The organism is Streptococcus infantis (assembly GCF_047460685.1).
GTDB classification, from domain to species: domain Bacteria; phylum Bacillota; class Bacilli; order Lactobacillales; family Streptococcaceae; genus Streptococcus; species Streptococcus infantis_AD.
The window spans coordinates 127181-148219 of the sequence record NZ_JASHFS010000003.1 but is presented as its reverse complement, the minus strand read 5'-3'; the positions used below and the strand labels follow the sequence as shown (position 1 = coordinate 148219).

Below are 21039 nucleotides of genomic sequence, written 5' to 3'. Positions count from 1 at the left end.
TATCTTCAAATCTCTTCTTTGGCTTACGTCCCATTTTAGGTGGTCTCCCTCTTGTTTTCTCAACAATAGTATACCCGTTTTTCTTATATTGTGCCAGCCAATTCGAAAGTAATCCACTACTTGGAAGAGCATAATCCATAGACACCCTAATTTGTGAACGCCCCTCAAGAAGAACTTTATCAATGATCTCTTGTTTTAGTTCAGGAGAATAGTAACAATTCTTTCCTTTTTTGACGATCTCTATTCCATAACGATCAATTAATTTCATCATGTACTTTAGTCCAGAAAGCTCCACACCAAATCTTTTTGAGAGTTGGTTGAAGGTTTGACCTTGCTTTCTCAATTCATATATTCGAACTTTATCTTCATAAGTTAATTTCATAATAAAAACACCTGATAAAATCCTATAAAGCTCTAATTCAGGTCTTTTATTTTTATTGATTTATCTTTTGTTCTTTTCTTTTATTTATAGTATACTGATATTAAAAGTATATTGAAGGAGAATTTAAATGAAAGATTTTTTTGCAGGATTTGGTGAATTAAACCTTGTTACTTATCTGATATACATGTGCATTGGCCTCGCTCCTCTCTTTCATATCTTTATTATCGGATCAGAAGTGAGTCCTGGAAAATTTGTTTTAACCATCTTGGGTATCGTTTACGTTATCGTTTTAACGATTACTAAAATTTATAGGAAATTTTTCTGGAAATCATCGTAAAGAAACATAAAAATCCCATCAGAATATTTGAACCACACCTACTTTAGTCTAATTCTAACAGCTCTCATATTATAAAAAAAACACTTGAGCGGAAAGCATATAGCCCACATCAAGTGTTTTTTTATTACTTTATACTACTGTTCTTTTGATTTTCTATTGCTTACTACTAATCCAAATCCAGCCATCAATAAACCAAGTCCCATAAGACTTTGATTTCTAGTATCATTGCTTCCAGTTTCAGGAAGTTTAGCTGTTTCTGATTTGTAAGCAGTAGGTGCTGGTTTAGGAGTTGCTTTCTGCTCCAAAACTGGCACAGTTGTACGACGTTCCAAGTAGAATTGGTAGTTGTCTTTTGTTACCTTGTACTGACGTCCCTCGCTGACTGTTTCCACAATCCATGAAGCTGCATCCTTAGTTAAAGAGTCAGCCAAGTTACGATCAATAGTCATTAATCGACCTTCAGATACAAAATCTTTATAGTTTCGTTGATTATACAAGGTTGTCGCTACGATTCTATCAATACCAGCTTTTTTCAGAGTTGTTAATGTCTCAGCGATAGATGGAATTGACGGATCTTCTTTCATCCTAGCATCTGTTAACAACACCACAAACTTTTTATTTTTTGGTGACTTAGACCAGTCGTAAGTAGAAACAATCTTTGTGAGAGCAGGAGTTGCTGTTTCAGGAGAATCTCCCCCATGTGCAATCTTAATTTTTTCTAAAGCTTTTTCAAGTTCAACTGGATCTGTTGTAAAATAAGTCTCACCAAATTTCGTTAGAATTGTATCTTCGTCAGTTTTTCCTAATCGACGTCCGTATACTTCATCACTATATGTAGCTAATCCAAAACGTGCCGCTACTCCATCTTTGGCAAGATTTCTTGCAAACTCATTGACATTTTTACGAACAGTATTAATAGTTCCTCCCATAGATCCTGAACGGTCAACCACGAAAACAATATCAGCTGCTCCTGCTTTTTTAACAGTCGGTGGTGTTTTAGTTATTTCCACAGTTGTTTTCTTGTCTACTCGTTCGTACTGAGTATAAGAATTTCCATCTTTATCCTTAGCAGCTACAGTATTCTCTTTTGTCGTAGTTACAGGTTCTGGAATTTTTTCCACTTTTTCTGGAGCAATTTCAGTTTTAGTTACCTCAGCTACAGAGGTTTCAATATGGACTTTCTGATTGCCTTCTTGACTTTCTTTGACATCAATAGGTGATCGTTTGGTAGAAACCTCGATTAAATCTCCTGGTTTTGCTTCTGATTCTTTTACAACAGGTTTCTCACTTTCTGCTGCAATTTCTTCAGTTGCAACTTCAATAGGTGATTTTACTGTTTCACTTGTCTTGACACTTTCACTCGAAAAAGGTTTACTTGTTTCATCTGCAGAAACTTGTCCAAGCTGAGCAAAGGCAAAAAGAATCGCTACAGAAGCCAATCCAACTTTCATTTTACGAAATGAAAAACGTTGTTGTTTCAATAATCCTTTATCCATAAGAACCTCTTTTCTTTTTCAGATTTAGACATTTTTTTAAATCTGTTTACTTGAGAATAACATAAATTACTATAGTTTGCAAGTGTTTTCCGTTTTATAGTTAACTATCCAAAAACCTTATAAAGTCGGTGTTTTAAAAGCTTCTCATTTCATTTATCAAACCATTTCAAACTTGATACTTATATTATCCTATAAATATTAGCTAACAAAAAACAGTAAAACCGACTTGGTTCTACTGTCTTATTTTTAAAATGTTTGGCGTTTGGCTTTACGCTCTGCACGTCCACGAGCACGACTTTCTGCACGCTTGGTTTTACGACGTTTTTCATCGACCGCCCACTGGATTTTTTTCTTATAGCCTGGCTTGACTTTTTTCTTTTTCTTTTTAACCAAGCCAATCATTTCGATGTCCAGTTTTTCCTGTTTCTTCTCACGATTAGCACGGCGGTCACGGTCATAAGTATCTTGGAACTCTCCGTCTTTAACCATCTTAGGAGTAAACTTGATTCCTAGTTTTTCCAACTCACGAATATCTGAGTCATCACTAGGCTGGTAAAGTGTAATAGCTGTTCCTGGTAAACCATTACGTCCAGTTCGTCCGACACGGTGAACAAAGAAAGACAAGTCTTGTGGAATGGCATCATTGATAACGTGGCTGACACCCTCAATATCAATCCCACGCGCAGCCAGGTCAGTTGCTACGATATACTCAAAATCAAGATTTTTGACCTGATTCATGATCCGTTTACGTTCACGAGGAGCAATATCTCCATGGATCTTTGCCACCTTTAATCCTTGAGCTGTTAAGTATGTATGCAATTCATCCGCACGTGTCTTAGTATTGACAAAAATCATGGCTAGATAAGGCTGCATGACTTGAGTCAACTCATAAATCTGAGCATTCTTGTCACGACCCTTGGTCGAAATCAACCAGTTATCAATGGTATCTGAGATAACTGTTTTAGTCTTGATCTTTTCCATAACTGGATTAGACAAGTATTTTTTCAAGAATGGTTGCAGTTTTTGCGGAATAGTCGCTGAAAAGACCATAAACTGTAAGTCTTTCGGAAGACTTCCTGCAATCTTATCAACCGTCTCTAGGAATCCCATATCCAAGGTCATATCAGCTTCATCGACTACAAAGGTCTTAGCCTTGTGGATAGCCAAATCGCCTGATTTTACCAAATCATAGATACGACCTGGTGTTCCGATTACGATATGTGGTTGATTACTTGCTAATTTATCAATCTGACGGGCCTTGTCTGTACCACCAACATAGTTCACAACACGAATCTCTACTTCTGAGTGTCCTGCAATTTGACGAGCAGCTTGATAAATCTGTGTTGCTAACTCACGACTCGGAGCTGTGATAACTGCCTGCACGCTATCGCTCTCTTCATCCAATTGTTGGAAAATTGGAAGCAAGAAGGTATGAGTCTTTCCAGAACCTGTTTTTGATTCACCAACCAAGTCACGACCTGCCAGGACAATAGGAATTAACTTATCTTGCACCTCTGTTGGACTGGTAAACTTCAACTCCTCCAAAGCTTCATCTATATATTTTTTAAACTTAAATTTCGTAAATGACATAATATCCTCGATTCTATCTATCTACTCATTATACCACATTTTGATGCATTACAGTTAAACTTTCGATTTGGATAATCACGCGGAAATTTCAAAATCTACCTGAATAGAGACAAGAAAAATACTCTCTGTCCATCCTAAACAAAGAGTATTAGATTTTTACGTAAGATTCCACTCTTCTCTCAGCCAATCACAAAAATGATGATAGCGTTGCTCAAGAGCTTCATGATGCCCATAAGCATCAAAAGTAGAATAAGTTGAGGGAACTGCTTCTGAAATCAGATCATGAATGTTTCTAGCAAAAATAGGAGCCTTAGACAGACGGTTGGAATGATTAGCACCTTCTGTCTGACCATTTTGTAGATAAATAAGGCTTTGGCTCTGAATCAAGTCATGTTCCCTACAAAAGTCTATAAAGTCTGGATACCAGAAGGAACCACAGATAGAGAAAATACAGGTCACAGGTAGATGACTACTATAGAGACTATAGACAGCAGCAAGACCGCCCAGTGAATAGCCACCATAAGCAATCCTACTTTCATCAATCAAGTAGTCCTTTTTCAGAGTTGTTAGAATTCCTTGAAAGAGCTTCTGATGGTATTCGTCTCCCTTCCCACCGAAATCTGGAGCCCCTTCTTTCAACGCACTAGCTTTCCAAGGTGTAAAGTCATCCAGACGATTTTCTGGAATCAAACCTACTAAGATCACAAATTGGGATAGGTTTGATAAATAATCCAGTTCCCCATCGTTTAAGAGCACAACTGGGTAGGCTTGTTGAGGATCATAGTTTGAAGGAAGACTGACCCTAACCTGAATCCCTTCCCAGTTAAACTCCTTATTTCTTGATAAAGTCATTGATTTTTTCAAGGGAATCAATCACTGCAGGACCGTAATCCATCAACTCATCGTAAGAGATAGTCATGATTTTTTGGTTCTTGATTGCTGGGACATTTTCCAAAACAGGATTTGCCTTCATCAAATCCACTGCTTTTTCATCTAATTTTTGATTACGATCGCTGGTTACATAGATAATCAACTCTGGATCCATTGATACTAAGTTTTCCAAGGTCAAACCAGATGTTCCTGTTGCGACATTTGTGTAACCAAGTTGGTTGAGCAAGCTTTCTTGAAGGGCTGACTTGTAAGCACCAAAAGTTTCGTCATTATAGGCTACCATAATCAAAGCCTTTTTCTTTTCACCCTGTGTTTCTGGGTTAGCTTTTTTAACCGCATCGATTTTAGCTTGTAATTGCTCTGCATATTGGTTAGCCTTGTCTTGGACATTGAAAATGGTACCAAGATTCTTCACATCTTCTACGATATTGCCCAAATCCTGTTGGATAGTTGAAAGTGAAGCTTTTTGCGTATAAACAGGTATTTTATTTTCATTCCAAGCACTGATAGTTCCCATCGACTTTTCAGAAAACATCATGTTGCGGCCCATCAAGGCATCTGGTTCATAAGAAAGAACTGTTTCTTGTGAGACTGATTTTTTATCACCAATATGAGGGATGGCTTCAATTGCTTCCTTGTATTTACCAGTTACGGCATTATCAGGATTGAGCATACCGGCAATTTTATCCTTCAAACCGAGTTCAAGTAGGATTTCAGTTGTTGAAAGGTTGTTGGTGATGACCTTTTCAGGTGTCTTTTCAAAGACTTGTTCGACTTCATTTCCTTTAGCGTCATAAGTTTTGATGGTTACAGGATAGCTGGTTTCTGTACTAGCCTTTTGACTTGTCTCTGTGCTTGATTGTGTGGTAGCTTTTTCTGTTGCACTATTTCCACAAGCTGCTAAAGTTAAGGTAGCTACTGTTAGGAGCAATATACTAAGTGATTTTTTCATGTTTTGTTTTCCTTTTCATTTTTTATAAATAGTGAATCATGGCCTGCTGATCTTCTGTCCAAGTAATCTGACTTTGGACGTCATAGACAGCTCGCAAAGACTCGGGTGTGATGGTCTCTTTTGGAGTCCCTTGGTAAACAATCTCTCCTTCTTTCATTAGGTAGAGATAGTCTGAATAGCGACAAGCTAGCTGAATATCATGTAATACTGCTAGTACATTGATATTGAGATGTTTGACAATGGTTAACAAGTCTAGCTGGTACTTGATATCTAAATGATTGGTTGGTTCGTCTAAGAGCAGGAGAGTCGGTTCTTGTGCCAAGGCACGTGCCAACAAAACCCGCTGCTTCTCTCCTCCTGACAAAGAAGAGTAGAGTCGATTTCTCTTTTCGAGCATATCTACCTTGACCAGAGCATTCTCAACCAGAGCAAAATCACTGTCTTTTTCCTTTTGTAAGAAAGAGAGATGGGGTGTTCTGCCCAGCATGACAATTTCCTCAACCGTACAATCAAATTGTAACTGATTAAACTGTGTGACGACTGCCATCTGCTTTGCCGTTTCCTTGACGCTCAATTGTTCCAGTGGCTTTCCATCTAGAGAAATCAAGCCCTGATCAGGCTTTTCCTGTCGATAGAGGAGTTTCAACAAGCTAGTCTTCCCACTGCCATTTGGTCCTAAAATAGTATGAAATTGGTTGCCCTCAAGTTTAAGTGAGATTCCTTTAAGAATTTTTTTCTCTCCGATTCCAAAGTGAATATCCTGACACATTAAGTCCATATCAGACCCTCACCTCCCTTCGTCTACTTCCAACCATGTAGATAAAGAAAGGTGCACCTACTAAGGCTGTGAAGATACCAATCGGAAGTTCAGCATTCTGAATCAAGACACGGGCAAGAACATCTGCCCAAACGACAAAGAGGGCACCTAGTAAAGTAGCTATCGGAAATAGCCTTCTGTAATTTGTCCCAACCAAACTTCGGGCTAGATGAGGTGTGATAAGGCCAACAAAACCAATAATCCCACAGGTCGATACCAAGATTGCTGTCATTATAGCCACAATCGTCACATAGAGATACCAGTAAAAACGCAAGGGAATTCCCAAGGTCAAAGCCGCCTCATCTCCCATCATCATGGCATTAAAAACACGATATTGGGTAGAGAAAAATAAGAAAGCTATTCCTACTACTACTGTTGGCAAAGTTAAGTGAGCCCAGGAGGTCCCCGCTAAGGAACCCATGGTCCAAAACTTGATGGTCATAACGCTATCAGCATTGGCACCAATAGAGATAATAAAGTTTGAAAAAGCCAAAAATAGTGCATTCACGACCGTTCCTGATAAGATTAAGCTAGAAGTTGTCATTCTGCCTTGCATGGATGCGATGAGTAGAACTGCAACTGTTGCCACAAGCGCTCCTAGGAAAGAGCCAAGACCAATCAAAACTTTAAATCCAAGAATAATACTCAAAGTTGCTCCAAAGGTTGCCCCAGCTGAAATTCCTAACACATAGGGCTCTGCGATTGGATTATTGACTGTGGACTGCATCACACTGCCACACATGGAAAGACCTGCACCCACAATCAATCCAAGAAAAACCCGTGGTAATCTCATATTCCAAACAATAGCAAGTGTAGACTTCGAAAGTTCTCCTATATCCAGAGGGGCCCCCATCTTACTCAAAATAATCCGATAAGTATCACTCAAGCTAATTTGAACTGAACCCATAGAAACAGCCAAAAATAGAGAAACTCCCAAAGTTCCGAGCAACAGCGATAGGAGAAAAATATATCGCAGGTTTTGATGGCTTCCAGAAGATTTGGAAAGCATGAAACCCTCCTTTAACAAAAATTAAAAATTTAGACAATTTTCATGAATAGTATACCACATTTCCAAGGCAGGAACAAGGCTAGAAAGATACAGCTAAAAAGACTGTTAAAACTAGACAGCTGATTGAGCTCAAGCTAAAATCCTAGTGAACAAAAAAATCTCCCCGAAGAGAGACCTTTCTGGTTTATTTTACCTTACAGTGCTAGGAACCGTAACCTAAGATCATACTTGAGTATATCGAGGTAAGGTGACAAACATAAAAAGGCTACTCAATCGACTAGCCTTACTTTCAAGATATGCTCAATTGAACACGGCCTAAGCACTTGGCAAAAAGTAAAAAGCTCCCTGAAGTCAGAGAGCTGATTTGAGCTCGGGCTAAAATCCTAGTGAAAAAGATGAAACTCCTTGTGTTCATCGAACACGGTGTCCTTTCCCTATTTTCATACGGATTTCTTACGCCCTTAGCATCATGATTCTTGCTGGATAAAACGTTTATGGACTAGACGGCAAGCCGAAAACAAAAAATCTCCCCGAAGGGAGATCATTCTGGTTTATTTTACCTTACAGTGCTAGGAACCGTAACCGAAGATTATACTTGAGTATATCGAGGTAAGGTGACAACGCAATGTAAGTGGAAAATAAAGCAGATTAACGACGAAGTCCTAGAGAGTTGATTAACTCACGGTAACGGTTAACGTCGTTTTTACGCAAGTATGCAAGCAAGTTACGACGGCGACCGATTTTCTTCATCAATCCACGGTAAGTAGCGTGGTCTTTTTTGTGTTGTTTGATGTGTTCGTTAAGGTGGTTGATTTCCCAAGTAAGGACAGCAACTTGAACCTCTACTGAACCTGTATCACCTTCGTGACGTGCATATTGTGCAATGATTTCATTTTTTTTCTCTTTTGAGATTGCCATGATGTTTCTCCTTTTTATTTGGCTTCATCCGAGTGACAGGTTGGCATGCCTGTAACCAAGAAGAAGTTATTTGTCTTTACGACAGTTTCTATTCTACCAATAACTAAGTTCTTTGTCAACTGATTTACTATTCTTACCGCAAAAGTGCTATAATAGTTATAGGAAGGATATCTAAGTTGACATCTTGAAAAGAGAGGTGATTCCCATGCGTAAATTCTCGCATTATCTCCCTTACTATCTGGTCATATTTTTCTTTTATTGGCCACTTTATGAGCTGTTATTATGGACTATTACTGAAAACTATATCTTGAAGGAGCTCACCATCGGCAACGTTATTATCTTCTCTCCACTGGTGACTTTCATAGTATCACTATTCTACTCTTATCGTTTCAAGTTCTCAGTTTGGTGGTTAATTGGAGTTGGCTTGCTCTTTTGCTTTACCATCATTACTTTCGGAGAATTTATCCTTCTCTACTTCCTAGCCTATGAAATCTTTGCCCTCGCGGGTATGGCTTCTGGTCTTGGAATCAAGTATCTTCTACAAAAAAGAAATACAAAAAAGAAAAAACAAAAAACTTTCACAAAATCCTTGAAAAATCTCACAATCATGCTATAATAATGCATAGAGACAAGTCACTTAGCCCCTTTCTACCAGAGAGTGCGTGGTTGCTGAGAACGCATAGGAAGCCTAAACTGATACTACTCTACTGACTTTTATGCAAACATAAAACGGTGGCCACGTTAGAGCCAATCAGAGGTGTCCCTCTTTTTTGAGGAACATAAATGAAGGTGGAACCACGTTGCGACGTCCTTTTTAGGATGTCGCTTTTTGTTTTTCTTGATTTAAGACTGCAAAATAGGGAAACACCTCTGCTTTATAAATAATGGATAACCAATATAAGGAGAAAATCATGATTAACATTACTTTCCCAGATGGCGCTGTTCGTGAATTCGAATCTGGCGTTACAACTTTTGACATTGCCCAATCCATCAGCAATTCTTTGGCTAAAAAAGCTCTTGCTGGTAAATTTAACGGCAAACTCATTGACACAACTCGTGCTATCACTGAAGATGGGAGCATCGAAATCGTGACACCTGATCACGAAGATGCTCTTCCAATCTTGCGTCACTCAGCGGCTCACTTATTTGCCCAAGCTGCTCGTCGCCTCTTCCCAGACATTCACTTGGGTGTTGGTCCAGCTATCGAAGATGGTTTCTACTACGATACAGACAACCAAGCGGGTCAAATCTCTAACGAAGACCTTCCTCGTATCGAAGAAGAAATGAAGAAAATCGTGAAAGAAAACTTCCCATCTATTCGTGAGGAAGTGACTAAAGATGAAGCGCGTGAAATTTTCAAAAACGATCCATACAAATTGGAATTGATTGAAGAGCACTCAGAAGATGAGGGTGGTTTGACCATCTACCGTCAAGGTGAATATGTAGACCTTTGCCGTGGCCCACACGTCCCATCAACAGGTCGCATCCAAATCTTCCACCTTCTCAACGTAGCTGGTGCCTACTGGCGTGGAAATAGCGACAATGCCATGATGCAACGGATCTACGGTACAGCTTGGTTTGACAAGAAAGACTTGAAGAACTACCTTCAAATGCGTGAAGAAGCTAAGGAACGTGACCACCGTAAACTTGGTAAAGAATTGGATCTCTTTATGATTTCTCAAGAAGTTGGTCAAGGACTTCCATTCTGGTTGCCAAATGGAGCGACTATCCGTCGTGAATTGGAACGCTACATCGTCGACAAGGAAATCGCTGCTGGTTACCAACACGTCTACACTCCACCAATTGCCTCAGTAGAACTTTACAAGACTTCTGGTCACTGGGATCACTACCGTGAAGATATGTTCCCAACTATGGATATGGGTGATGGTGAAGAATTCGTTCTTCGTCCAATGAACTGTCCTCACCATATCGAGGTCTTTAAACACCATGTTCACTCTTACCGTGAATTGCCAATCCGTATTGCTGAAATCGGTATGATGCACCGCTATGAAAAATCTGGTGCTCTTACAGGGCTTCAACGTGTACGTGAAATGTCCCTTAATGATGGTCATACTTTCGTAACACCTGAACAAATCAAAGATGAGTTCCAACGTACGCTTCAATTGATTATCGACGTTTACGAAGATTTCAACTTGACTGACTATCGTTTCCGTTTATCATATCGTGACCCTCAAGATACTCACAAGTACTTTGATAATGATGAGATGTGGGAAAATGCTCAACGCATGTTGAAATCAGCTATGGATGACATGGGACTTGACTACTTTGAAGCTGAAGGGGAAGCAGCCTTCTACGGACCAAAATTGGATATCCAGGTTAAGACTGCCCTTGGTAAAGAAGAAACCCTTTCTACTATCCAGCTTGACTTCTTGCTCCCAGAACGCTTCGACCTTAAATACATCGGAGCTGATGGTGAAGAACACCGTCCAGTTATGATTCACCGTGGTGTAATCTCAACTATGGAACGCTTCACAGCTATCTTGATTGAAAACTACAAGGGTGCCTTCCCAACATGGCTGGCACCACACCAAGTGACTCTTATCCCAGTTTCTAACGAAAAACACGTAGACTACGCTTGGGAAGTAGCTAAGAAACTCCGTGACCGTGGTGTTCGTGCCGATGTGGATGAACGCAATGAAAAAATGCAATTCAAGATCCGTGCTTCTCAAACTCAAAAAATTCCTTACCAATTGATCGTTGGTGACAAGGAAATGGAAGAGAAGGCTGTAAACGTTCGCCGTTATGGTCAAAAAGAAACTGAAACTATGCCGGCAGACGCATTTGTAGAATTGATTCTTGCTGATATTGCTAACAAATCACGAGTTGAAAAATAAAACGATCACAGTCTGAGAAACATTTTTCAGAGCCAGAAAAAGCAACAACTATTTCAGCTGTTGCTTTTTATATTTTATTTAACCTGAGCTAGTAGTGATTGGTCAAACCACCACAAATAGTATCCTCATCAACAATCCTTTCTATCCATTAACTTTTGGATATAGGATATCCTCCCAAGATTTGCTTCCATGAGTTAGATAAGTTGACTATCCTCAGTCCTTGTCTGCCTCATTTTCTTTTACGAGGTCTTTTTGTGAATCTTTTTCAGAGAGTTTTTGATCGATATACTGGTTAATGGTTTCGTAAAATTCCTTGGTCGTCTCACTATCCATTTTTGTCGAATTATGGACTTGATTGACTTTTAATTGAACAGATTGAATCCCGTAAGAGGCCTGCTTTTGGCGAATGGTTTCTAATTCTTCTTCTGAAATCGGATCTCCAACAACTGTCAAGACCAATTCATTATTACTTGACTTGTAGACTTGATTAATGATCGTATGATTGGCGAACTCTTTGCCTACAAACTGTTTAATCCCTTCTTTTCGTGCTTGATCCATCGTCAGAGTGACTGCTGAATAGCTGGCTGGAAGAACCAATAATACAATCAAGGAGATCAACCCAATTCTCATTTTAATGCTTAGCTCTTTAAATGAACTTAAGGGAGATTTTCTCATCATAATTCTTGTTCCAACAATGTTGATTAGCATGATAAAGACACAGTTGATCAAGAAAAGATAGAGAGCCCCCAATAAAAATCGTACATTCCCATTAGCTAAACCATAGCCAGCAGTACAGATAGGCGGCATCAGAGCTGTAGCAATGGCTACTCCTGGCACGATATTGTTTGCTTCTTTTTTCCTTGAACCGATCACACCAGCAATCCCACCAGCAATAGCAATGAGGACATCCCAAATGGTTGGAGAGGTTCGTGCAATCAACTCGCTACTTGCATAAGACAAGGGAGAAATCCAGAAATACAGAGTCGAGACAAGCAAACTGACCAACACTTGAGTCAATAAAACCTCTAGAGATTGCTTGATTAAACGCGTATCAAAAATAGCTAAACCGAATCCCAGTCCAACAATCGGTGTCATGAGAGGTGAAATCAACATGGCTCCTATAATGACAGCTGTTGAATTCATATTTAGTCCGATAGAGGCAATAAAAATTGCACACATCAAAATCGCTGTATCTCTCAATCGAACATGAAGGTCATCGTATAATTTCTCACGGTATTCCCGTGTTGAATAATTGGCAGTCATTTGTCCTCTCCTCTTTCCTTATTTAAATTGGTATAATAATTAAAAATAACAGCTGATAAACAGCCAAAAAATATGAGCCCATAAATCGTCAAGAAGACACTGGTAATCCTTCCAATCAAGGTCACAGCTAGGAGATCCCCGTAGCCGACAGTCGTCGAAGTCACAAAAGCATACCAAAGACCGTCTCCGTAATTTGTGATAGCAGGTTCAACTAGGAAAAGCACGCCTCCTGACCCAAAAACAAAGGTCACAAAACTCAGAGCAAACCGAGTAAAACCCGTAACCTGCATAATATGCCATAACATTTTTAAACGTTTCATTTGTTCTCCTTATTCATACTAGCTCCTGACCGAGCCGTTTTTTTCCAATAATCAAAGTGAAGATAGGACATGATCTCCATCAGAGAAAGATAGACAAACTGATAGATCTGATTTAAGCTGATTATCAACTGATATTGTTTGAAAAATGACTGGAAGAAAGACCAGATATGACTGTCTTGAATCAGTCCCTTCTTAACATTATATCAAAAATTTTACAGTCTTTCTCTGAAGAAATCAATTCATTTAAAAGATAGAGAAAGGAAGAAATTTTTGTATCCTTATCCGAAGAAGAAAAACGATATCTCCTCTGAAAGTAGATACCTTTTTAATGTTTAAAGATGATGAGTTTGTAGCAGCAATCCTAGCTGATCTCGCCAACAAATCACGTGTTGAGAAATAAGAGATAAAACCTGGGACAAAATCCCAGCTACTAAAAAAGAGGCTGGGACAAAAGTCCTAGCCTCTCAATTGTCTTTGGATTGTCGAGCAAGACGCAGTGGTTGAGTGGGCTCTACTACGCTGATTTCATCAGCTTTTACAGCTCTACTCAACTGTGCGGAGGTGGGACGACGAAATCGAATTCTAACGAATTAACGAATTCTGTCCCACTCTCTTTTTTGATGTTTCTGTTTTTACATTTGAACAATTCTACGATAGCTTCTTGAAGTAATCATAAAGATAAGTACGTAGATGAGGGCAAAGATACCACAAATAGAAAGTGTTACACTTAACATCATAGCTGTATCTACTACCCCAATGACCTTAAGAATCAAACTTAACATATGATAGGCAAAAGCCAAGTGTAGGAAAGCAAAGATTACAGGGAGGAAGAAAACAGTCAAGACCTGCTTGTTAATGGTTTGTTTGATTTGTTTTTGATCCAAGCCCACTTTTTGTAGGATGACAAAGCGTTCACGATCCTCATAACCTTCTGAGATTTGTTTATAGTAGATAACGAGTACAGTTCCAATCATAAAGATGATAGAGAGGAAAATACCAATAAAGAGAACTCCTCCAAAGAGAGCATTCATTTGGGCAATTGCGTCACTTGCAGTGCCTCCACCATAAACCATGCCGTCTTCATTTTTGAGATTATGACTAAAATTATTTACAAACTCCTCAAAATCATCAGATAGCTTTAACTGTTCCTCTAGACTAGCTGTTACATCCATACCACCGTAGAGCTGTGTGTATACAGCTGAATCCTGGTACTGTTCCAAAAAACTTTGAATATCAGCTACTACAAGATAGTTATAATCCGATACCAATAGTACATAGGGATTAGAAACATGATTGGCAATAAAATCCTGCTGGATTGCTTCCTTGATTGTATAGTTCTGATTGTTCAGACTAAATGCTTTCTGATTTTTAAGTTGGTCATTTCGAGCCCAAAGTCCTACTTCGTTACCAGTAAGGTTCAGCTTTTGTCCAGTCATTTTTTCATAATCTTTTTGATCAAAAACCAGGAAGACTGTCTTAGGCATGACATTGTTTTGCCCTTTTTCAAAGATGGTTAATTTGGTCCCCTCTTGACTCGAAAGACCGAAACTTGCATAATTGAGGACGTCCTTATTGCTGATGCTTAGGTTCTTTTCACTAGCGTATTGAGTCAAAAGCTTGTCTAAATCCTCAACTTCTACATGTTGTCCCTTAACATCAAAATCGTGAGGATACATGAGTTTTTTCATATTCTCAGATCCGTTGTAGATACTAGTAGCTGCAGACATAGTAACCAAAACCATGGTTGAAAGGATGGCAATGGTTGCTAAACCGACAGCATTTTTCTTCATACGGAAGATGAGGTTAGAAACAGAGATGAGGTTGTTAGGTTGGTAGTAATATCTCTTGTTTTTCTTGAGCAACTGCAAGAAAACGGTAATACCAGCATTGAATAAGAGATAGGTCCCTACAATAACTAACATAACCGCAATAAAGAAAGTAGCGACAGCTTTGAAAGCATCTGTTACGCTTAGTGCTAGGTAGTAGCCACTTCCTAGAGCTATTAGCCCTACAAGTGTCTGAAGAACTAGGAAACGCCCCTTCTTCTCACCCTTCGCTTTTTCTCTAGAAAGCTGGAGAGCATCCATACGGATAATGCGTACAGCGTTCAGGAAAACGATGACTAAAAAGATAAAACCGAATACCAGAAGGATGGAAAGGACTACGGACCATTGGAAAGTTGCAACTAACTCTACCTTCATCTTTGCAAGTTTAAGTAGCAAAGCGAAAATCAGATTATCAAAGAGGGCACCAATTCCAATTCCGGCAGTGACTGTTACTAGCCCAAATATCAAGAGTTCCTTAAAGGTCATACCAATCAAATGGCGTTTTTCTAAGCCCAACATGCCATATACACCCAGTTCTTTTGAGCGATTTTTCATGACAAAACTGTTGGCATAAAGAACGATAATGGCAGATGCAAGTGTCACAACGACAAGCCCTAGTTGTAGGGTAAATTGTATAGCAGATGCACCACGTAAATCCACAATTTTAGGATTAAAGGCTAGAGAGTAAAAGAGATAGCTGATAGTGACTGCCAAAATGACAGACAAAGCAAACGGATAATAGAGTTTGCGGTTTTTGATTAAGTTGGATATGGCCAACTTATTGGTTAATCGAAACATACTAGTTCACCTCACTTGCCATAACAGTCAAGGTGTCAGAAATTTCTTGGAACATCTGACGATCCGTCTTTTCACCACGGTAGATTTGATTGTAGAGGATGCCATCCTTGATGAAGAGGACACGTTTCGCACGACTGGCCGCAGCTGTTGAGTGGGTTACCATGAGAATGGTTTGTCCTTGTTCATTGATTTGATCAAAGATATCAAGAAGGGCTGCAGATGATTTAGAGTCTAGGGCTCCTGTTGGCTCGTCAGCAAGGAGAATTTCTGGTTCTGTGATGATGGCGCGTGCAACTGCAACCCGTTGTTTTTGTCCACCAGAAATTTCATAAGGATACTTCTCCTGCAATTGATTGATGCCAAGATTTTCAGCCGTCACTACCAATTTTTTCATCATTTCTGTAATAGGCTTTCTAGACAATACCAAAGGGAGTAAGATATTGTCTTTAACAGAAAGCGTATCTAACAAATTGAAATCTTGGAAGACAAAGCCTAACTTTTCACGACGGAAGCTTGATGCTTCAGTATTTTTAATGGTAGCTGTGTCTGTTCCGTTTAGGAAGACCTGACCACGAGTTGGTTTGTCAAGCATGGCAAGAATATTAAGTAGGGTTGATTTCCCAGAACCAGATTCACCCATAATGGCAACGTAATCGCCCTTTTCTACGGTAAAGTGAATATCCTTGAGGGCTTCTACTTGGTTGCCTTGGAAACGAGTTTTATAAATCTTTTGAACGTGTTTTACGTCTAATAGTGTCATGATAATCTCCTTTTTAATATCCCATTAATTGAAACTGAGCCTGCATAATAGCGCAACCGAGCTGAACCCGCTCGATCTCTTTTAGACTTGGTTTACTGGTATGTTTCTTTTGTAAGATTGTTTTCATGGTTTCTCTCCTTTTTCTTTATGCTCTAAGTTTACTCCAAAAAAAGAGGTCTTGCCATAACATAACCTTACAAAAGAGGCCTTTAATCTTACATTTTTGTAAGATTACATTTTTTATCTAATTGAAGACTTTTTCTCACTATATCAAGGTCTAAAGAAGAGCTTGAAAGGTTTCTTCCAAGCTCTTCACAATTCTTTTCATTCAATCAGTAAATTCACTTCAGAGAACTTAATCCTCACCGTTGTTCCTTGACCAAGCTCGGATTCTATTTGAATCTGATGTCCTAATTCTTGGCTGATTTTCTGGGTTAGATAGAGCCCAAGTCCAGATGACTGCTGGGTCATGCGACCATTGTAGCCTGAAAATCCGCGTTCAAAAACTCGCAATTGATCACTGTTTTTAATGCCAATCCCAGTATCTTTGATGCAAAGTTCTTGATCTTCCATATAGATCTCAATTCCACCTTCATTTGTGTATTTGAGGCTATTTGAAAGGATTTGTTCAATGACTACTAGCAACCATTTTTTATCCGTTACAATGCTTCTATCCAAGTCATGCAGATTAACACTTAAACCTTTCTGGATAAAGAAAATGGCATATTTGCGAATGACTTCCTTGACCAAATCCTCCACATTTTCTTTCTTCAACACCAGATCATCATGGAAGCTCTCTAAGCGTAGGTATTGGAGAACGAGGTTTGTATAGGAATCAATCTTAAAAATTTCCTGCTCCAACTGTTGTTTCAGTTGGCGATCTGCTACCTCGCTCACTAGGAGTTTACTGGCCGCAATTGGTGTTTTTATCTGATGCACCCAGAGAGTATAGTAGTCCACCAAGTCATTATAGCGATTTTCCGCATCTGATTTCTTTTGGTAGAGTTCCTCTTCACTTTTCTCTAGTTTTTCAGTTAGTAGGGCCTCCATTGGTGACTTGGCTTCTCTTTTTCCGTAGAACAGTTCCTTACGATAGCGTTGCAATTCTATCAAGAAATCAAATATCAAAAACAAAAATGTCAAAAATGTAGATAGAAAGAAGAAATAGTTAAAGTAGGGCACTTGGTTATCAAACAAGATTTCAAAGAGAAAAAGCAAACCCGAAAGTAAGAGAATAAAAGCAAAAAAACGGCTACGCGAACGGATATAAGATAGAAAAAAACTTTTGAAATCAAGCATGTTTCAATCCGTACCCTATTCCTTTCTTGGTTTCGATAAAACCAATCAAACCTTCTTCTTCCAATTTCTTGCGCAAGCGCGCGACATTTACGGACAAGGTATTATCATCGATAAAAAAGTCACTATTCCAGAGCTCCCGCATCAAATCGTCACGCGCTACGATATTTCCCGCATGCTCAAATAAAACCCGTAAAATCTGAAATTCATTCTTGGTTAGGCTGATAGCTTTGCCATTGACATGTACATCCATAGACTTGGTATTGAGGATAACCCCAGCATACTCTAAGAGACTTTCATCCCGTCCAAACTCATAGGAACGACGCAACAAACCCTGTACTTTGGCTAGAAGAACCTGCTGGTCAAAAGGCTTGGTTACAAAGTCATCCGCCCCCATATTGATAGCCATAACGATGTCCATGGCCTGGTCTCTCGAAGACAGAAACATAATAGGAACTTTTGAAATCTTGCGAATTTCCTGGCACCAATGATAGCCATTAAACAAGGGAAGACCAATATCCATGAGAACCAGATGAGGTTCAGACTGAACAAATAGTGTTAGAACCTCCATGAAGTCTTCTACCATGACTACCTCAAATCCCCATTCAGAGAGCATTTTCCCAACTTGCTGACGGATAACTGGATCATCTTCTACTAGTAAAATCTTGTGCATCTGCTCCTCCTTTTTCTATATTATAGCAAAATTCTCCTCACTACTAGCGAAATTGATGTAAATCTGATAAGATAAAAGTTAAGAAAGGAGTTTCCATGGCCAATATTTTCGACTACCTAACTGACGTTCAATACGATTCTTTTTATGATGTTCCCTTAAATGAACTGGATATACTTGCTTTGACAGAGCTGACCTACCTGTCTTTTGATAACTTGTTGGACCAATCCGTCAATCGTTTAAGCGATGTCGCAACACGCGTCCCTCGAGAAAGTACCATGTTGACCAATAAAGAACGGCTTCAACTCCTCGATCAGTTATCCCAACACAAACGTTTTAAAAATAGCAAACTCTCTAACTTTGTAAACGAGGTTGATACGGAGCAACAGAAACAGTTCGCTGCTATGACCTATCGCCTTGATTTAGATACTTATCTGATTGTCTTTCGAGGTACAGACGATAGTATTATTGGTTGGAAGGAAGATTTCCACATGACCTACATGAAGGAAATCCCTGCCCAAAAACATGCTCTTGAATACTTGGAAGAATTCTTTACCCAACATCCAAAACAGAAAGTGATTGTAGCTGGACATTCTAAAGGTGGGAATCTGGCTGTCTATGCTGCCAGTCAAATCCAGCCTGAATTGCAAGACAAGATATCTGCAGTTTATACCTATGATGCCCCTGGTTTGCAGGCTCATCTGACTGAGACCACTGGTTATCAAGATGTTATTCCAAAAATTCACCGTTTTGTCCCACAAGGTTCTGTCATTGGCATGATGCTAGAAGTTCCTGATACTCCTATCGTCGTCAAATCTACGGCTCTTGGAGGAATCGCCCAACACAGCACCTTTAGTTGGCAAACTGAAGGACACCACTTTGTCCAACTTGAGGCAATTAGTAGCGAGAGTCTCCAAATTAAAGACACTCTCAAAGAATGGGTGGATAGTGTACCAGATGAGGAACTGGAGCTCTGCTTCGATCTCTTCTTTGGTACCATCCTAGAGTCTGGAATTAGCTCTATTAATGAACTATCTTCTAAAAATGCCATTGACCATGTTCGACAACTTGTTTCTCAAGCCCAAACACTGGAGCCTGAGCAAGTTGAAATCTTAAAAAATCTGACACAACTCCTACTGGATGCTCGCTTCCAAGCCTGGAAGAATCATTTTTAGTGTATCAAAAAGTCCTTCCTTTACGGAGGGACTTTCTTGTTGATTCCTTATTTTATTCTTCTGTGTTATACTAGTAGGAGTAAATGCTTTGAAAGAGGAAATTCTATGAAAATCCATAAAACTGTGAACCCTGTTGCTTATGAAAACACTTATTATCTTGAAGGAGACCATCACCTGATTGTGGTTGATCCAGGTAGCCATTGGGAGGCCATTCGCAAAACTATTGAAACCATCAATAAACCCATCTGTGCAATTCTCCTGACCCACACCCACTACGATCATATTATGAGTCTGGACTTGGTTAGAGATACTTTCGGAAATCCTCCGGTTTATGTGGCAGAAAGTGAAGCATCTTGGCTCTATACTCCTGTTGATAATCTTTCTGGTCTTCCTCGACACGACGATATGGCAGATGTCGTATGTAAACCAGCTGAACATACCTTTGTCTTTCACGAAGAATACCAGATTGATGAGTTCCGCTTTACTGTATTACCAACTCCAGGCCACTCTATCGGAGGAGTTTCATTTGTTTTTCCAAATGGGCACTTGGTCTTAACGGGTGATGCTCTTTTCCGTGAAACTATTGGACGAACAGACTTGCCAACTGGTAGTATGGAACAACTCCTTCATAGTGTCCAAACCCAGCTCTTCACCCTTCCAAACTACGATATCTATCCAGGACATGGTCCGGCTACGACCATCGCTCACGAAAAAACCTTTAATCCATTTTTCTAGCAAGTGAAAAACCAAGGACAATCATCCTTGGTTTTTGTGTAACTTCAATTTCTACATCATTACTTGCTCAGAAGAATCAACATTGACTAGAAAAATAATTCAAAACTAATTAGCTGGATTCAATTCTTTCCAGTCAATGTTAGACAAATCAAGCTTTTCAGAAGAAATATCTAAAACTTGCTCTGCTTTTTCATTACCACCGATTTGAATAGTTGCTTCCTTAATCTTCTGCACTCCATTTTTATCAAACGAATATAGAGCCAGGTTCATTTCTGGACGAGTTGACTGCCAGTCTGCATAAGAGACTTGACCATTTTCGTAAATAACAAAGCCTGAGCGAAAACCACCTGCAGAAGCTACATAAGCAGTGTGAAGTAAACTAGGTTTTTGATTGTCCAAATAGTAAATGGCTGAAACAAATTTTTCATCCCCAATAAGCAACTCGTCTTGACCATCCTTATTCAAATCAAGAAGGGCATATTTAAAGTCTGGTGCATTTTGATAATCCATACGAGAGAAAATCATGCTATATTCTTCTGAAGCAATCTTGTGTTGTTTATTTTCCTCGTATAAATCTTCTCTATTACCTTGTTTTAAAAGCTCTGTATAGTGATTATAACGTTCAATCACTTCTTTATACAAATCTGGTCCCGTTTCCTTCTTATTTTCAGCAGTTGATTGTGACGCTTTGGTTGACGAGTCGCTTGTATTTTCAGTCTTTGCTTCTGTTGATGTACTAGTCTTATCGTCTTTAGAAACAGATGATAGTGCAGATGAAGGTTCTGTATTGCTATTATTCTTATTGAGACCACAAGATGCCAAAACTGAAATCGAAAGAATAGCTGAGAGCATCATAAAAAATTTCTTCATATTAACCTCGATAGCATTGCATTTTCAGATGTATAAACTTCAAAAATGAATCATTCACGCCAAGTTATACTTGGTTGAG

General features: G+C 39.2%; 19 protein-coding genes and 1 pseudogene. 5 read left to right on the top strand and 15 right to left on the bottom strand.

Going from position 1 to position 21039, the window contains the following annotated elements; translation table 11 throughout:
* A pseudogene (locus QM917_RS02315) lies at positions 1 to 382 on the bottom strand (IS3 family transposase); the annotation flags it as partial.
* A 127-nt stretch (positions 383 to 509) separates the two neighbouring features.
* Here QM917_RS02315 and QM917_RS02310 point away from each other — a divergent pair.
* Positions 510 to 719 (top strand): hypothetical protein, encoded by a 210-nt coding sequence (locus QM917_RS02310; protein ID WP_414284644.1) that lies wholly within the window; start codon positions 510 to 512, stop codon positions 717 to 719.
* A 134-nt stretch (positions 720 to 853) separates the two neighbouring features.
* Here QM917_RS02310 and QM917_RS02305 read toward each other — a convergent pair whose 3' ends face one another.
* The 7 genes from QM917_RS02305 to rpsO all read right to left on the bottom strand — a co-directional run bounded on the left by QM917_RS02305 (position 854) and on the right by rpsO (position 8392).
* Positions 854 to 2215: a VWA domain-containing protein gene (locus tag QM917_RS02305; RefSeq protein ID WP_414284642.1), complete on the bottom strand. Its 1362-nt coding sequence runs from the start codon at positions 2213 to 2215 to the stop codon at positions 854 to 856.
* A 246-nt stretch (positions 2216 to 2461) separates the two neighbouring features.
* Positions 2462 to 3805, bottom strand: coding sequence for a DEAD/DEAH box helicase (locus tag QM917_RS02300; RefSeq protein ID WP_414270752.1), 1344 nt, complete (start codon positions 3803 to 3805; stop codon positions 2462 to 2464).
* Positions 3806 to 3961: 156 nt separating this feature from the next.
* Positions 3962 to 4657 carry an alpha/beta hydrolase-fold protein gene (locus QM917_RS02295; protein WP_414284640.1) on the bottom strand — a complete coding sequence of 232 codons (696 nt, stop codon included), beginning with the start codon at positions 4655 to 4657 and terminating at the stop codon, positions 3962 to 3964.
* The gene (locus tag QM917_RS02290; protein WP_414284638.1) at positions 4638 to 5648 is read right to left on the bottom strand and encodes an ABC transporter substrate-binding protein; all 1011 of its coding nucleotides are present in this window, start codon (positions 5646 to 5648) and stop codon (positions 4638 to 4640) included. Before QM917_RS02290 ends, QM917_RS02295 begins: the two co-directional genes overlap by 20 nt.
* 22 nt (positions 5649 to 5670) lie before the next feature.
* Entirely contained in the window at positions 5671 to 6426 is a 756-nt protein-coding gene (locus tag QM917_RS02285; RefSeq protein WP_075230909.1) for an ABC transporter ATP-binding protein, read from the bottom strand.
* 1 nt (position 6427) lies between these two features.
* Entirely contained in the window at positions 6428 to 7474 is a 1047-nt protein-coding gene (locus tag QM917_RS02280; RefSeq protein WP_414284636.1) for a FecCD family ABC transporter permease, read from the bottom strand.
* A 648-nt stretch (positions 7475 to 8122) separates the two neighbouring features.
* On the bottom strand, positions 8123 to 8392 hold the full coding sequence (rpsO, locus tag QM917_RS02275) for a 30S ribosomal protein S15 (protein WP_001018251.1): 270 nt from the start codon (positions 8390 to 8392) through the stop codon (positions 8123 to 8125).
* Between the two features lie 205 nt (positions 8393 to 8597).
* Between rpsO and QM917_RS02270 the strand changes: the two genes are divergently transcribed.
* Together QM917_RS02270 and thrS are read left to right on the top strand one after the other, a co-directional pair.
* Positions 8598 to 9008, top strand: a complete 411-nt coding sequence (locus QM917_RS02270) for a hypothetical protein (RefSeq protein WP_049549676.1) — start codon at positions 8598 to 8600, stop codon at positions 9006 to 9008.
* Positions 9009 to 9303: 295 nt separating this feature from the next.
* A complete protein-coding gene (gene thrS, locus QM917_RS02265; RefSeq protein ID WP_414284634.1) occupies positions 9304 to 11247 on the top strand; it encodes a threonine--tRNA ligase in 1944 nt (647 codons plus the stop codon).
* Between the two features lie 213 nt (positions 11248 to 11460).
* Here thrS and QM917_RS02260 read toward each other — a convergent pair whose 3' ends face one another.
* From QM917_RS02260 to QM917_RS02235, 6 genes are all read right to left on the bottom strand, one after another.
* A complete protein-coding gene (locus QM917_RS02260; RefSeq protein ID WP_414284632.1) occupies positions 11461 to 12510 on the bottom strand; it encodes a DUF389 domain-containing protein in 1050 nt (349 codons plus the stop codon).
* Entirely contained in the window at positions 12507 to 12830 is a 324-nt protein-coding gene (locus tag QM917_RS02255) for a potassium channel family protein (RefSeq protein WP_000825751.1), read from the bottom strand. The genes QM917_RS02260 and QM917_RS02255 overlap by 4 nt, the downstream gene beginning before the upstream one ends.
* Before the next feature lie 632 nt (positions 12831 to 13462).
* Complete coding sequence (locus tag QM917_RS02250) at positions 13463 to 15454, bottom strand: ABC transporter permease (RefSeq protein WP_414284630.1); 1992 nt, start codon at positions 15452 to 15454, stop codon at positions 13463 to 13465.
* A 1-nt stretch (position 15455) separates the two neighbouring features.
* Positions 15456 to 16214, bottom strand: a complete 759-nt coding sequence (locus tag QM917_RS02245; protein WP_070459777.1) for an ABC transporter ATP-binding protein — start codon at positions 16212 to 16214, stop codon at positions 15456 to 15458.
* Between the two features lie 324 nt (positions 16215 to 16538).
* Positions 16539 to 17513 carry an ATP-binding protein gene (locus tag QM917_RS02240; RefSeq protein WP_414284628.1) on the bottom strand — a complete coding sequence of 325 codons (975 nt, stop codon included), beginning with the start codon at positions 17511 to 17513 and terminating at the stop codon, positions 16539 to 16541.
* The gene (locus QM917_RS02235) at positions 17506 to 18183 is read right to left on the bottom strand and encodes a response regulator transcription factor (RefSeq protein ID WP_000548968.1); all 678 of its coding nucleotides are present in this window, start codon (positions 18181 to 18183) and stop codon (positions 17506 to 17508) included. Before QM917_RS02235 ends, QM917_RS02240 begins: the two co-directional genes overlap by 8 nt.
* Before the next feature lie 95 nt (positions 18184 to 18278).
* Here QM917_RS02235 and QM917_RS02230 point away from each other — a divergent pair, with 95 nt between their 5' ends.
* Positions 18279 to 19355 (top strand): DUF2974 domain-containing protein, encoded by a 1077-nt coding sequence (locus tag QM917_RS02230; RefSeq protein ID WP_414284626.1) that lies wholly within the window; start codon positions 18279 to 18281, stop codon positions 19353 to 19355.
* Between the two features lie 105 nt (positions 19356 to 19460).
* Positions 19461 to 20090 carry an MBL fold metallo-hydrolase gene (locus QM917_RS02225; protein ID WP_414284625.1) on the top strand — a complete coding sequence of 210 codons (630 nt, stop codon included), beginning with the start codon at positions 19461 to 19463 and terminating at the stop codon, positions 20088 to 20090.
* A 105-nt stretch (positions 20091 to 20195) separates the two neighbouring features.
* Here the strand turns inward: QM917_RS02225 and QM917_RS02220 are convergent, their stop codons facing one another.
* Complete coding sequence (locus QM917_RS02220; RefSeq protein WP_414284623.1) at positions 20196 to 20960, bottom strand: hypothetical protein; 765 nt, start codon at positions 20958 to 20960, stop codon at positions 20196 to 20198.
* Positions 20961 to 21039 lie beyond the last annotated feature (79 nt).